This is a genomic window from Streptomyces sp. NBC_01463, assembly GCA_036227345.1.
GTDB lineage: Bacteria > Actinomycetota > Actinomycetes > Streptomycetales > Streptomycetaceae > Streptomyces.
The window spans coordinates 241,828-255,133 of record CP109468.1 but is presented as its reverse complement, the minus strand read 5'-3'; the positions used below and the strand labels follow the sequence as shown (position 1 = coordinate 255,133).

The 13,306-nt window shown below is 71.0% G+C and carries 14 protein-coding genes; 10 read left to right on the top strand and 4 right to left on the bottom strand.

Annotated elements, in window-relative coordinates; genetic code table 11:
* Position 1 precedes the first annotated feature (1 nt).
* From OG521_01180 to OG521_01150, 7 genes are all read left to right on the top strand, one after another.
* Positions 2-655 carry a GntR family transcriptional regulator gene (locus OG521_01180; protein ID WUW19466.1) on the top strand — a complete coding sequence of 218 codons (654 nt, stop codon included), beginning with the start codon at positions 2-4 and terminating at the stop codon, positions 653-655.
* Between the two features lie 231 nt (positions 656-886).
* On the top strand, positions 887-2,170 hold the full coding sequence (locus OG521_01175) for an amidohydrolase family protein (protein ID WUW19465.1): 1,284 nt from the start codon (positions 887-889) through the stop codon (positions 2,168-2,170).
* A 157-nt stretch (positions 2,171-2,327) separates the two neighbouring features.
* The gene (locus OG521_01170; protein ID WUW19464.1) at positions 2,328-2,873 is read left to right on the top strand and encodes a DUF1097 domain-containing protein; all 546 of its coding nucleotides are present in this window, start codon (positions 2,328-2,330) and stop codon (positions 2,871-2,873) included.
* 2 nt (positions 2,874-2,875) lie between these two features.
* Entirely contained in the window at positions 2,876-3,295 is a 420-nt protein-coding gene (gene hpxZ, locus OG521_01165) for an oxalurate catabolism protein HpxZ (GenBank protein ID WUW19463.1), read from the top strand.
* A gap of 56 nt (positions 3,296-3,351) precedes the next feature.
* Positions 3,352-4,785 (top strand): cytosine permease, encoded by a 1,434-nt coding sequence (locus OG521_01160; GenBank protein ID WUW19462.1) that lies wholly within the window; start codon positions 3,352-3,354, stop codon positions 4,783-4,785.
* Between the two features lie 79 nt (positions 4,786-4,864).
* A complete protein-coding gene (locus OG521_01155; protein WUW19461.1) occupies positions 4,865-6,364 on the top strand; it encodes an amidase family protein in 1,500 nt (499 codons plus the stop codon).
* Positions 6,365-6,422: 58 nt separating this feature from the next.
* Complete coding sequence (locus OG521_01150; GenBank protein ID WUW19460.1) at positions 6,423-6,986, top strand: GNAT family N-acetyltransferase; 564 nt, start codon at positions 6,423-6,425, stop codon at positions 6,984-6,986.
* A gap of 21 nt (positions 6,987-7,007) precedes the next feature.
* Here OG521_01150 and OG521_01145 read toward each other — a convergent pair whose 3' ends face one another.
* The 4 genes from OG521_01145 to OG521_01130 form a co-directional block, all read right to left on the bottom strand.
* Positions 7,008-7,322, bottom strand: a complete 315-nt coding sequence (locus OG521_01145) for a hypothetical protein (protein WUW19459.1) — start codon at positions 7,320-7,322, stop codon at positions 7,008-7,010.
* Between the two features lie 92 nt (positions 7,323-7,414).
* Positions 7,415-7,678: a helix-turn-helix transcriptional regulator gene (locus OG521_01140; protein ID WUW19458.1), complete on the bottom strand. Its 264-nt coding sequence runs from the start codon at positions 7,676-7,678 to the stop codon at positions 7,415-7,417.
* Positions 7,678-8,169, bottom strand: a complete 492-nt coding sequence (locus OG521_01135) for a DUF2975 domain-containing protein (protein ID WUW19457.1) — start codon at positions 8,167-8,169, stop codon at positions 7,678-7,680. Before OG521_01135 ends, OG521_01140 begins: the two co-directional genes overlap by 1 nt.
* An 80-nt stretch (positions 8,170-8,249) precedes the next feature.
* On the bottom strand, positions 8,250-9,419 hold the full coding sequence (locus OG521_01130; GenBank protein WUW19456.1) for an ROK family protein: 1,170 nt from the start codon (positions 9,417-9,419) through the stop codon (positions 8,250-8,252).
* Between the two features lie 107 nt (positions 9,420-9,526).
* Between OG521_01130 and OG521_01125 the strand changes: the two genes are divergently transcribed.
* From OG521_01125 to OG521_01115, 3 genes are read left to right on the top strand one after another with little or no spacing between them, the layout of a single operon-like run.
* Positions 9,527-10,579, top strand: a complete 1,053-nt coding sequence (locus tag OG521_01125; GenBank protein WUW19455.1) for a hydroxyacid dehydrogenase — start codon at positions 9,527-9,529, stop codon at positions 10,577-10,579.
* Complete coding sequence (locus tag OG521_01120; GenBank protein WUW19454.1) at positions 10,576-12,030, top strand: sulfatase; 1,455 nt, start codon at positions 10,576-10,578, stop codon at positions 12,028-12,030. Before OG521_01125 ends, OG521_01120 begins: the two co-directional genes overlap by 4 nt.
* Positions 12,027-13,277: an extracellular solute-binding protein gene (locus tag OG521_01115; GenBank protein WUW19453.1), complete on the top strand. Its 1,251-nt coding sequence runs from the start codon at positions 12,027-12,029 to the stop codon at positions 13,275-13,277. The genes OG521_01120 and OG521_01115 overlap by 4 nt, the downstream gene beginning before the upstream one ends.
* Positions 13,278-13,306 lie beyond the last annotated feature (29 nt).

The window sequence follows — 13,306 nt, the reverse complement described above, 5'->3', positions numbered from 1 at the left end:
CATGGCCGAACTCGGCGCGGTGCGGAGGCGGGACGCGGGGCAGGCGGTGTGCGACGCCATCAGGAACGACGTGGTCACACGCGTGTTCACGCCCGGGGACCGCCTCACCGAGGAGAGGCTCGCGGCCCGTTACCGGGTCTCGCGCATTCCTGTCCGTGAAGCCCTGCGCACCCTGGAGGCCGAGGGGTTCGTCCACTCGCGTCCGTACGGGGGCACGTTCGTGGCCGAGTTGAGCGACAAGGAGGCCGAGGACCTGCTGGGCATCCGCCTGCTCATCGAGCCGTTCGGTGCCGAGCGTGCCGCCACCCGCCGGACCGCGGTGCACCTGGCCACGCTCGAACTCCTCGTGGCCGAGGCCAGGGAGATCCTGGATGCCGGCTCGTCGACAGGGCTCGCCGATCTCAACACCCGCTTCCACCGGGTACTCGCCGAGGCGTCGGGCAGTCCGACGCTGGCGGCACTGGTGGCACAGCTCGGATACAAGATCTCCTGGGTGTATTCAGTCGAACTCCCGCGGCGCGCACCGGACTCGTGGGCCGAGCACGAGGGGATCGTCCAGGCGTTGCGCGACCAGGACCCGAAGGAGGCACGCGACCGGGTCGCCGACCACATCATGCGTGCGCAAGCCGCCTACCGGCTACGCGGAAAGCGCTGATCGGAGGGTGCTGCGCACCGCCGACATGCGCCTTGCCCCCGCTGTCTTCCTGCCCGTCTTCCCGGCTTCCCATCCACCTGTCCGGCGGTCCCGCCCGCAGCCGCGGCCGTGAAGAGCTGTCGGAAACACGAGCGTCACGCGGTTAGCGGTATGCCGTAACGCGGTCTCTGTATACACCTTCTGGACGTCATCGCACGTCACTCTTTCCCGGAACGCCAGAAGGGGATCGCTGTGTACGACCTCGTGCTGCGCCGCGCGTTGATCACGGAGGACGGTGCGCCGGCCGACATCGCCGTCATCGACGGAATGATCGATGCGGTGGGCGACGTGCCGCCGCAGGCTCCCGCCCGCGAAACCATCGACTGCGACGGACTGGTCGTCGTCCCCGGTTTCATCGAGCCCCATCTCCACCTGGACAAGGCCCTGTTGAGCGGAGTCGGCCGACCTGCGGAGACGCTGGCCGATGCCATCGAGGTGACGGGGGAGCTCAAACGCGACTTCACCCCTGACTCCGTCAGGGCACGCGCCCTCCAGGTGCTGCGGTGGGCCGTCGGCAACGGCACCACACTGATCCGCGCCCATCCGGACGTCGACCCGGTCGCCGGGCTCGTCGGGCTGGACGTCATGCTCGAACTCCGCGAGAGCCAGAAGAATTTGGTGGACCTCCAGGTCGTCGCCTTTCCCCAGGAAGGGATCGAACGTGCACCGGGCACGTACGCCCTGCTGCGGGAGGCGCTCCTGCGGGGTGCGGACGTCGTCGGCGGCTGTACGTACAACGAGGCGGACGTCGACGCCTGCCGTCGCCACATCGACACGGTGCTCGGCCTCGCCGTCGAGTTCGGGGTACCGGCCGACCTGCACGCCGACTTCGCCGACGACACCGCCGACGGGCGCTTCGCCCTCGCCGGAGTCCTCGCCGAGGCCACCCGGCAGCACGGTCTCGGCGGCCGGGTGACGCTCGGCCACGTGACCTCGCTGGCCGGACGGCCGCCCGCCGAGCGGGCCGAAGTCGTCGCGCTCCTCGCGGAGGCCGGAGTCGCGGTCGTCGCGCTGCCCGCCACCGACCTGTACCTCGGAGGGCGAGGCGACGACCGGGCCGTCCGCCGGGGAGTGGCCCCGGTCCGGGAGCTGATCGACGGGGGAGTGGTGACCGCCTACTCCTCCAACAACGTCCGCAACGCCTTCACGCCCTTCGGCAACGCCGACATGCTCGACATCGGCCACCTGCTCGCCCAGGCCTGCCACATGGGCGGCCCGGCCGACACCGGGCGGATCCTGCGCATGGCCACGACGGAGGCCGCCCGCGTCACCGGCGTCCACGACGGCTACGGCATCCACCCCGGAGCCCGCGCCGACCTGGTGGTTCTCGGGACGCGCCGCCACGCGGACGTGCTGGTCGACCGGCCGGAGCGCCGCTGGGTCGTCAAGCGTGGTCGCGTCGTGGCGCGTTCCGTCCGCACCACCGAAATCATCGACACCCCGGCCGAGGCCGCCGGAGGCATCCGGGCCGCGTAGAGCGCTGACCGGCCGCCTCGCGCCCACGACTCGCAATCGGTCGCGGACGAACCGTCCTCTGCCGTCCCCCGTTCCCGCCGCCCCGTCCCGTTCCCGCTGCCAAGTCCCGGGACGCGGCTCTGCCCCCTTCCCACCTGCCGTATGTCAGGAGCACGCCATGCGTGAGCGCATTCCGCACGAACTCACCGCGTCCGTCCTCGCCGCGACCACCGCCTTCGTCGGCGGGACAGCGCTGAACCTGCCGCCGTGGGCGATCTTCATCTCCTGGGCCGGACTGCACCTGATGGGCGGACCGACCCTGGCCAACGCCACCCGGCTCTGGCGGGCGATGCCGGTGGGCTCGGCCTTCGCCCTGGCCATCGTCGTCTGCGAACAGCACCTCGCCCCTCACGTCAGCGAGGCGCGATGGGCACAGAACGCCCTGCTCGGCGCGGTCATCCTGGTCCTCAACACCGCCCTCATGTACACCGGCCGCCTCCGCGCCACCTCACTCGTCCCGGGCATGTTCCTGGGATTCGCCTCCTACTTCGCCACCTACTTCGGAGGCTTCGGCTACGAGCCGGGAAACGTCTGGGCGGCATGGCTGAGCGTCGTCGCGATGAACGCGCTCGGCCCCGTCTACGCGTATCTGGCACACCGGCTCACCCTGTCCCGGCCCGTCCCCGCCGTGGAGTTCCAGACCGTCGCGGCGGAGGCCCGCTGACCATGCCGCAGAAGCCGACTGAGGCACCCGCCGCCCTGGACCGGATCGATCGGCCCGAGATCGTCGCCGAGGTCCGCGCCCTTGCCGATGCCTACGAGGCCGCACTGACCGGCAACGACATCCCCGCCCTGGACGGCTTCTTCCGGGACGCCCCGGAGACGGTCCGCATCGGCGCGGGGGAGGAGCTCTTCGGTGCGGCGGAGATAGCCGAGTTCCGCCGTCGGCGGCTCGCCACCGGACTGCGGCGCACCCGGATCAGGACCGAAGTGACCACCTACGGGCACGACACCGCCGTCACCACCACCCTGTTCGTCCGCGACGGCGACCCCGGCGTCGGCAGACAGACCCAGACCTGGCTCCGGCTGCCCGAGGGCTGGCGCGTCGTCGCCGCCCACGTCTCCCGGCGCCCGCCGGCGCCCTGAGGCTCCCGCACACCCCGTCCGAGCAGCGCCACCCGCGTACCACCGAAGGGATCACCATGGCCGAACCACGCACGACCGCCGACCACCACACCGCAGCGGGTGAGGAGTACGAGCACACCGCAGTCCCGGCCCACGCCAGGAAGAGCCTGCTCTCCGTGGCCGGAGTGTGGGCAGGCTTCCCCATGTGCCTCGGCAACGCCGTGTTCGGCGGCCTGATCGTCTACAACCTCGGCCTCGAACAGGGTTTCTGGGCCATCCTCACCGGAAACCTTCTGCTCTTCTGCTACGTGGGTGCGCTGAGCCACCACGCCGGCCGGACCGGGCGCAGTTTCGCGCAGCAGTCCGCCGCGGTGTTCGGCCCGCGCGGACGTGCGGTCGTCTCCGGATTCCTCGCCACCGTCGTCATCGGCTGGTTCTCCTACCAGGTCGGTCTCACCGGCACGGCCCTGCACCAGGTCCTCGGCTGGGCCCCGTTGTGGGGAGCACTGCTCGGGGCCGCTGTATACATCGGCCTGACCGCGGCCGGTATACGCGCCCTGTCCGCCGTCGGGCTGCTCGGCGTCCCGCTGTTCCTCGTCACCGCGGCCCTCGCCTTCTGGTACGCGGCGCAGGACGGCGCCGGCCTCTCCCAGGCCCTCGACTTCCAGGGGCACGACCACGGCATCACCTTCTGGTCCGCCGTCGGCATCGTCATCGCCGGTTTCGTCGACTCGGGCACCATGACGGCGGACTTCACCCGCTGGAGCCGGGACGGCCGGTCCGCAGTCCTGGCCACATTCAGCGCGTTCCCGCTCAGCAACACCGTCGCCTACCTGGTCGGTGGCGCCGTCGTCGCCACCGGCGGGGCCGCGAACCCGGAGACCGACGGCGGCACCTACCTCGGCCTGCTCACCGGACACGGCGCCTGGATCACCGCGTTGGCCGTCCTCTTCACCCTCACGAACCTGGGCTCCGTCGCCGCACACTGCCTGTACAACGCGGCCCTGGGATGGTCGGGTACGACACCGCTGCGCATGCGCCCCCTGGTCGTCGTCCTCGGGGTGCTCGGATCGGTCATCGCCCTGACCGGGGTGTGGAGTTCCATCGTGAGCTGGCTCCAGCTCCTCGGTATTCTCGTGCCGCCCATCGGGGCCGTGCTGATCGTCCAGCACGCGACCGACCGGTTCCGGCGGCGTCCGCCGCGACCCGCCGACGACGTCGAGGCACCCACCGGGGGACCGGGTTCCCGCCACGCCGGATACGTCCTTCCCGCGCTCGTCGCCTGGGCGGCCGGATCGGCGGCGGCGTGGGTGCTGCACCACACGCACCCCGGCTCCGTGGACGCCGCGCTCGGGTTCGTGGTGGCCGCCCTGGTCCACGGCGGCCACCTCTGGTGGACAGGGCGCCGCCCGACCGACGCCGAAGCCCCCTCGGGTATGCCCCCGCTGTCCGGCGCCCAGGCCGGCCCCACCCCTGCCGAATCCGCCGAGCCCGATCCGCTCCACGTGTGAGACGAGCAGCCTGCCCGCCCCCGTCCCCACTTCTCCGACCCACCCCACCCCAGGTCCCCGCCGAGAACAAAGGGCTCCCGTGACCCCCGAAGAACGCGACGAACTCTGCTTCCTGCCGGCCACCGACATCGTCACCGGCGTGGCCGACCGCCGCCTCAGTCCGGTCGAGATCGTGGACGCTGTGCTGGACCGGATGGACGAGGTCAACCCACTGATCGGCGCCTTCTGCACACCGGCTCCCGAACAGGCCCGCGCGAGGGCGGCCGCGCTGGCGGACCACCTGGCCCGTGGCGGCACCCCCGGACCGCTGACCGGTGTGCCGCTCGGCGTGAAGGACCTGATCGCGACCGCGGGTCTGCGGACCACCTCCGGTTCCCCCGCGTACCGCGACCACGTACCCGACGAGGACGACATCGTCGTGGAACGGAGTGTCGAGGCCGGAGCCGTCGTGCTGGGCAAGACCAACACCACGGAGTTCGGATACAGCGCCGTCGGCCACAACCCCCTCTTCCCGCCCAGCCGCAATCCGTGGAGCACCGGGCTGACCCCCGGGGGCTCCAGCGCCGGATCGGCCGCCGCGGTCGCCGCGGGACTCGGCCCGGTGGCGCTCGGCAGCGACGGCGGTTGCTCCTTGCGCGTGCCCGCCGCCTTCTGTGAACTGGTCGGCTTCAAACCGTCGATGGGCCGCGTCCCGGTCTGGCCGGGATGCCGCGACGAGCGGTTCCCCGGCGTCTCGGGCTGGGAGAGCCTCGAACATCTGGGAGTGCTGACCCGGACGGTCGCCGACACCGCCCTCATGCTGTCCGTGCTGGCCGGCCCCGACCCGCGGGACCGGCACTCCATCCCGTGCCACGACGTCGACTGGAACACGGCGGTCCGGCGCGGCACCGTGGAAGGATGCGGCGGACTCCGCATCGCCTACAGCCCCGATCTCGGCTACCTCCCGGTGGACCCCGAGGTGCGTGCGGTCGTCGACGACGCCGTCTCCGTCTTCCGCGACCTGGGCTGCACGGTCGAGGAGACCGATCCGGGCTGGAGCGACCCCGCGGAGGCGTTCCAGGCGCTGATCACCGCCGAGACGGACCTGACCGGCATGCGCCGCCTCATCGACGCGCACGGCCCGTCCATGTCCCCGCACCTGGTGTCCTGGATGACCCGCGAATGGACGGCGCAGGAGCTGACCGACGCCAACATCGCGCGCAAGGCCCTCACCAACCGCATGGCCGCCTTCATGTCCCGCTACGACATCCTGATCACGCCCACCTCCGCCGTGCCCCCGTTCCCCGTCGGCATTCAGGGCCCTGGCCGTATCGATGGACAACGCGTCACCGACACCGCCTGGATCGGCTTCAACTACCCGGCGTCCCTCACCGGCGCGCCCGCGGTCAGCCTCCCGGCGGGCCGCACACCGGACGGTCTTCCCGTCGGCCTCCAGCTGATCGGCGGCCACCTCGCCGACGGGACCGTCCTGCGCACGGCCGCGGCCTACGAGGCGATACGTCCCTGGGCCCACCGCCGTCCGAGCCTGACCGGCGGCCGGGCGGTGCGGGAGCGGACGGCGGACACCGTCGCTCCCTGAAGGCCGCCGTCGGGACGCTTCTTGAGGGCCTCCGATGCTGCTGGCTAGGTTGGACGGCATGACCGACCCGAGAGGCCTCGCCTGGCCACCTGCCCCGATCAGGACCGAGCGGCTCGTACTCCGCGAGTCCGAAGCCCGGGACCGTGCGGCAGTCATCGAGCTGAACACCTCTCCAGAGGTGGGCACTTACCTGGGTGGACCGCAACCGCGTGCCGAGCTCGAACGCAAGCTGCCCGAGGTACCCGGGCAGCGCCCCGGCGTTTTCGTGATCGAACTCGACGGGGCGATGATCGGCACGATCGCGCTCGATCCGCACGCGGAGCGTCCTGGCCACGTCCGTCAGGACATCGGATCGACCGAGCTCGGCTATCTGCTCCTGCCGCAGGCATGGGGATGCGGGTACGCCACCGAGGCGTGCGGAGCGGCACTCGACTGGTTCGCCGGAACCCTGCCCGGCGAGGCGGTGGTGCTCCGTACCCGGACCGCCAACAAGCGCTCGATGCGCCTCGCCGCAACGCTGGGGTTCACCGAGGTTGAGCGGTACGAGGACTACGGCGCCGAGCAGTGGTTCGGGGTGTGGACCCCGACCGCACCGCCGCCTGCGCTGGCCGACCGACTCTGAGTCGCGACGTCCGCGGTTCCGCTACCGACGGGCGGTCTCCTGAACGCTGAGCAGCAACCCGTCCCGCGTCACGGCGGTCACCACCCGTACGTCCACGACGGAGCCGTCGACGACGTGGCGCTCAACGAACCGGTACACCTCGGGGGTGATGCCGGTGACGTCCTCGATCCGGATCGACAGGCCGGGCCGGCTGCCGCCCGCACCACGGAGGGAATCCCGGAGCGTCTCAAGGCCGAGGACCGTTCCATCTGTCGTCACGAGCATGAAGGACTCGTGGTGCGCGCCCAGGAAGGCGTCGAGGCTTTCGGCCGCTCCGTCCCTCAGCCACGCAGCCAACTGGTCGTGCAGTCGGTCGAAGAAGTCTTCGTTGATCCCCCAACTGTGACAGGGAAAGCCCAGGCGTAAGCAGTTCCGGATCGCATTCCGGGTCAAGGCGGGCAGATCGGCGATGGTGCGTCGGCGGACGGGCTCGGTTCGGGCGCGGTGTCCTCGGCCTCCCAGCGAAGCAGTTCGCCGGGCTGACAGTCGAGCGCCTCGCAGAGCGCGGCGAGCGTCGCGAAGCGCACCGCCTTGGCGCGGCCGTTCTTGAGTACCGCAAGGTTCGCCGGCGTGATCCCCACACGGTCCGCGAGTTCGCCCACGGACATCTTCCGCCTGGCCAGCATCACGTCGATGTCGACGGCGATCGGCATCAGATCACCTCGTTCAACTCGGACTGCAGATGCGCCGCTTCGACGTCACGGGCGACGGCCTGGGCCAGGAGCATCCGCAGCACGAGCACGATGAGCGCGACTCCCAGGATGGCCATGGCGATCCCGCCCATGATGACGGTGACCCCCGGGTCGTCGCGCTGGCCGGGTGCGTTGAGCGCGGTCACCGCGAACCAGACGACAGCGGCCGCGACGATCGAGCCGATGATGGCGTCCACGTACCTGAAGGCGGCGTGGGAGAAGACGGTCCCGCGGCGCACCATGGTGACCAGCCGCCATACGGAGACGAGGGCGACCTGGGCGGTCCCGATGCCCAGGACCGTGATCACGCGCAGCGCGGTCAGCGGGAGCGACCCGTCCTCCGGGTCGTTCCCGCTGACCAGCGCCCACACCATCAGTGCCTGCACGCATACCGTTCCGGTGAGCACCACCACGAGCACGGCGCGCAGCGCGCGCACGGTCAGTTTTCCCATGACCCATCCTTCCATCGAGATACGATGGGAATCTATCGAATGTCGATAGGTGAGGCAAGGGCTGATTCCTGGTGGGGTGTTCACACCTGTGCCGGCCGGCTCACATCCGACTCCGACACCTCGGCGGTGAACATCCGGGCGAGGACGTTGTACGCGGCACCCCTGGCGAGTGCCGGTTCGTCGGCGACGGCCAGTTCCAGCTCGGGGGCGGGTGTGTTCTCGTGCGCGTACTGGAGGCGGAACATCCGCTCCGTCCGGGCCGCGAACGCGGGCAGGTCCATCTCGTGGGTGAAGGCCATCACGACGCGTTCGGGGCCGAACATCTTGGCGGCGTTCGCCATGGCGGTACCGAGCTTGTCCGCCGCGTCGGTCATGACCGCTCCGCCGTCGTCGCAGAGGTCCTCGGCGTCCGCGCCGCGCCGTTCCAGTTCCTGCCGGATGCCCCAGTGGCTGCTCCAGGTCTCCAGGCAGTTCGCCGCCCCGCAGTGACACGGCCGCGGCGCTGCGATGTCCGCGCAGACGCGGGAATGGGCGAACCCTCCCGCCGAGCCGTTGAAGCCGCGGTGGATACGCCCCTTGACCACCACCGACGCGCCGAGGCTCGGACCCACACTGAAGAGCAGCAGGTCGCGGCCGGCCAGCCGGCCGTCGAACAGGAGCAGTCCGGACGCGAAGGAGTTGACGTAGCTGTCGAGGACGACCGGGGTGCCCGTGAGCTCGGTGAGCCGGTCCCGGAGCGGTACGTTCTCCCAGCCGAGGGAGCCGCTGTGGCGGACCATCCCCGTCGCCTGGTCGACGACCCCGGAGACGGCGACGCCCACCCCGGTCAGGGCGGCCTCCGGGCGCAGGGCCGAAGCGGTTGCCACGGCGCGGGCGATGGCGGATTCGGCGGCTTCGGGGCGGGTCGAGGGGAGGGCCTCCCGGTGTGAGGCGACCGAGTCCCCACGCAGGTTGACCAGAGTCACGAACGCCTCGGTGCCGGAAAGGCGTACGCCCGCCGCGAGCACGGTGTCGGTGCCCAGCTCCAGCAGCCGGGCGGGCCGTCCTCCGGTGCTGGGCACCGCGTCCGTCTCGGAGAGCAGCCCGGACTGCAGGAGCTTGCCGGCGATCCCCGTGACGGTTGCCGCGCTGAGACCCGTACGGGTGGCGATCACCGCCCGCGCCACCGGGCCCTGGGCCCGTACGACATCGAGCACCAGGGCTTCGTTGATCTCGCGGATCAGGGCTTTGCTCCCTGCGCGTGGCTTCATCTCGGGCGGATCCTTCGGGCTGCTCGGCATCGGGCGCCTGCATTCTGGCAGGCGGTACTTAATTCGGTCATTGACAAAAGTAGCGCAGGCTGGCAAGTTTCCGCCACATGAGTCATACGGTCGGTGCTGACCCCGAGCCGCCCAGCGGCCCCCGTTCCTCCGAGAAGCCCCGGATTCTGCTGAGTGTTCCCGCAGCCGAGGCCGACGCGTTCTTCCCGCCGGGCACCCGGAGCGCCCTTGCCGCTCTGGGGGAGGTGACCGAGGCCGAGCCGGGAGCGCTGCACGATCCGGAGGCGTTCCGGAGCGCGCTGACGGGTGTGCACGTGCTCGTCACGGCCTGGGGCTTCCCGCGTCTGGACGCCGAACGCCTCGCTCTCGCACCCGATCTGCGGTTCGTCATGCACGCCGCGTCCTCGCTCCACTGGCTGATCAGCGACGACTTCTGGCAGGCCGGAGTCCCGGTGTCGCAGGCCGGCGCGGCGATGGCGCCCGCGGTCGCGGAACTCTCGCTCTCCTTCACCCTGTCCCTGCTGCGGCGCACCCACCGCTACGACCACGCACTGCGCGGGGGAGCGGACTGGCAGGCGGCCCGCGGGGCCCGCAAGGCACGCGAGATCCGGGGCGCGCGCATCGGCGTCGTCGGCGCGTCCCGCACCGGCCGCCGCTACATCGAGGCCTGCCGGGCCCTCGGCGCCGACGTGCGCGTCCACGATCCGTATCTGGCCGAAAGTGATCCCCTCGCCGCATGCGCGGCCACACTCCCGTCGCTGCTCTCCTGGTGCGACGTACTCGCCGTCCACGCCCCCGCGACCGACGAGACCGCCGGGCTGATCGGCGCCGACGAGATCGCGTCCCTCCAGGACGGCTGCCTGGTCGTGAACACGGCCCGGTCCTCGGTCCTCGACATGGACGCGCTGTTCGTGGCGGTGGCCTCGGACCGGATCGACGCGGCGCTGGACGTGTTCGACGAAGAACCCCTGCCGACGGGCGACCGCTGGCGGAACCTGCCCAACGTCCTGCTCACCCCGCACATCGCCGGCGCCACCGCCGACTCCCGGCAGAGGGCCGGACGGATCGTGGTGGACGAGATCCGACGGCACCTGGCCGGAGAGCCCCTCGAACACGCGGTCACGCGGCAGGCGATGGAGTCCATGGCATGAACAGCGACACGGCACCCAACATCCTCGTACTCCACTGTCACGACCTCGGCCGGTTCCTCGGCGCCTACGCCGTGCCCACGGTCGTCACCCCGCACCTGGACGCACTCGCCGCGGAATCGGCGCTCTTCGAGGCGGCCTTCGCCACGTCACCTCACTGCAGTCCCGCCAGGGCCTCCCTGTTCACGGGCACCTATCCCCAGACGAACGGCGTGCTCGGCCTCACCCACGACCCGTTCGGCTGGGACCTGGCCGAGCCGGCGGACCACCTCGCCCACCGGCTGAGTACGGCCGGGTACCGGACCGAACTCATCGGCGTGCACCACGAGTCCAGGGTCCTGCCCGACGACGTCGTGGCGGCACGGCTCGGATTCGACCGGGTGCGCACGGGCGGGGACCGGGACGTCGTCGTCGAGCGCACCACCGAAGCTCTCGACCGGGCAGCGGAGCGGGCGGAACCCTTCTACCTCCAGGTCGGCTTCCACGAACCGCACCGCACCCCGTCCAGGAACGACAGACCCGGCGTGATGGGGTTCCTCGGCGATGCCGTCACCCCCGACGACTCGCTCGGGCACACCGTCCCCGCGTACCTGCGCGACGACGAGGGAGCGCGCGAGGAGATCGCCGAACTCCAGGGCGCCGTACGCCACATGGACGAGGGCGTCGGCCGCGTCCTGGAGCATCTCGACACCCTCGGACTGCGGGACGAGACCGTCGTGGTGTTCACCACCGACCACGGACTTCCCCTGCCCCGGGCGAAGTGCACCCTCTACGACCCCGGCCTCGAAGTCGCGCTCATGATGCGCGTACCCGGCCGTGACGCCTGGGAAGGGCGCCGGATCACCCCCATGGTGAGCCACGTCGATGTCCTGCCGACCCTCCTCGAACTCGTCGGCCTGCCCGAACCCGAGCGCGTCGCCGGAACCAGCCTCGTGCCGCTCGTGGAGACGGGAGCCGCAGTCGCCGCGCACACCTTCGGGCAGCTCACCCATCACACGTACTACGACCCGAAACGTTCGGCACGCTCGGACACCCACAAGCTCGTCGTGAACTTCGCCAACGCACCACGTGCCATGGACCCCACCCAGTCATGGGTGCACCGCAGCCTGCCGGCCGATCTGAACGGCCCCACCATCGGGTCGAGCCCCCTGCTGGAGCTGTACGACCTCGGCGACGATCCGCACGAGACCCGCAACGTGGCCGACGAGCCCGCGTACGCCGACGTGTTCGCCGCACTGGCCACCGCGCTCCTCGGCTGGATGCGGGAAGCCGGTGACCCCCTGCTCACGGACCGGCCCCTGCTGGCGCGCCACCGCGACGCCCTCACCGCACTGACCACGGCCGCAGGGGTGGCCCTGCCCGCGGCACCGTCCGCGCACGGCCCCGCCCCCGACGCACACCGCTCCGACAGCGGAGCCGTACCCGCCCGAGCACGAGAGCGAGAATCAGCATGAACATCCGACCACTGCGTACCGCAGTACTGGCCGCCTCCCTCGCCGTGGTGTCCACGGCCTGCTCCGCTCCGGGCAACGGCGGCAAGCCCGAAGTCACGGTGTGGATGTATCCGGTCATCAAGGACGAGGCGGCCGGGAAGAAGTACTGGCAGCAGACCGAGGCGGACTTCGAGCGGACCCACCCGGACACCGACCTCACCATCCAGATGCAGACGTTCGACAAGCGCGACGCACAGATATCCGCGGCCCTCGCCGCAGGCTCCGGTCCGGACATCGTGCTCATCACCCCCGACCAGGCGGCGACGTACCAGACGGTGGGAGGTCTGCTGCCCGTCGACGACGCCGTGAAGGACGACCGGAAGGCCTTCTATCCCGAGACGCTCAAGGCCGCCACCATCGACGGCAAGCTCTTCGGCGTACCGCTCTTCCAGAACATCAACACGACCGCCTACAACACGAAGATCTTCGAGGACGCCGGTCTCGGCCTCCCGAAGACCTGGGACGACGTCCTCGCGGCCGCCCCCGTGCTCGCCAAGCAGGGCATCGCGGTCATGGACTACGCGGGCAGTCCGGAGCAGACCCTGAACCTCTCGTTCTACCCCCTGCTCTGGCAGGCCGGCGGCAGCGTCTTCACGGATGACGGCAAGGACGTCGCGTTCGACTCGGACGCGGGCGTGTCCGCGCTGCAGTTCCTGGTCGACCTGAAGAAGAAGGGCGGCCTGCCCGCCGACGCCGCCACCGACGGACCCGCGGTCGAGGGCGCGCCCATCGCCGACGGCAAGGTCGCGATGCGTGCCGTCACCTCGCTGCCCGAACTCACCCAGATGCGGGCCGCGCTGGGCAAGGACAACGTGGCTCTCGGCCTTCCCCTCCAGGGCAAGGAGCGCGCCACCTACGGCAACCCCGGTCTCCTCGCGCTGACGTCCATCACCGAGGACGGGAACCGCGACGCGGCGAACGACGTGCTCGCCTACCTGAGTTCACCCGAGCGCCAGGCGTCCCTCAACGCCGCGGCAGGGAACTTCCCGACCCGTAAGGACGTGAAGACACCCGGCACCGGGCCGGACTTCAAGGCCCTGAACGACTCGTTGCAGTACGCCAGCCCCGGCGAGCCCTCACCGGCCGCCCGCCAGGTGATGGCCGCCCTCGCCCCCTACATCCAGGGCGCCCTCGGCGGGGACCTGTCGGCGCGGGAGGCGCTCGAGAAGGCCGCGAAGGAGGCCCGCGAACTGCTGGCCCGCTCCTGACCCGCGGCGTCGAGCGGCCCCGCCGAGGG

What these genes read in the sequence shown, in the direction of transcription:
- OG521_01125 (WUW19455.1), top strand. Translation starts at nt 9,527, where the DNA reads ATGAGTCATACGGTCGGTGCTGACCCCGAGCCGCCCAGCGGCCCCCGT.
- OG521_01130 (WUW19456.1), bottom strand. Translation starts at nt 9,419, where the DNA reads ATGAAGCCACGCGCAGGGAGCAAAGCCCTGATCCGCGAGATCAACGAA.
- OG521_01180 (WUW19466.1), top strand. Translation starts at nt 2, where the DNA reads ATGGCCGAACTCGGCGCGGTGCGGAGGCGGGACGCGGGGCAGGCGGTG.
- OG521_01170 (WUW19464.1), top strand. Translation starts at nt 2,328, where the DNA reads ATGCGTGAGCGCATTCCGCACGAACTCACCGCGTCCGTCCTCGCCGCG.
- OG521_01160 (WUW19462.1), top strand. Translation starts at nt 3,352, where the DNA reads ATGGCCGAACCACGCACGACCGCCGACCACCACACCGCAGCGGGTGAG.
- OG521_01135 (WUW19457.1), bottom strand. Translation starts at nt 8,169, where the DNA reads ATGGGAAAACTGACCGTGCGCGCGCTGCGCGCCGTGCTCGTGGTGGTG.
- OG521_01120 (WUW19454.1), top strand. Translation starts at nt 10,576, where the DNA reads ATGAACAGCGACACGGCACCCAACATCCTCGTACTCCACTGTCACGAC.
- OG521_01150 (WUW19460.1), top strand. Translation starts at nt 6,423, where the DNA reads ATGACCGACCCGAGAGGCCTCGCCTGGCCACCTGCCCCGATCAGGACC.
- hpxZ (WUW19463.1), top strand. Translation starts at nt 2,876, where the DNA reads ATGCCGCAGAAGCCGACTGAGGCACCCGCCGCCCTGGACCGGATCGAT.
- OG521_01140 (WUW19458.1), bottom strand. Translation starts at nt 7,678, where the DNA reads ATGCCGATCGCCGTCGACATCGACGTGATGCTGGCCAGGCGGAAGATG.
- OG521_01115 (WUW19453.1), top strand. Translation starts at nt 12,027, where the DNA reads ATGAACATCCGACCACTGCGTACCGCAGTACTGGCCGCCTCCCTCGCC.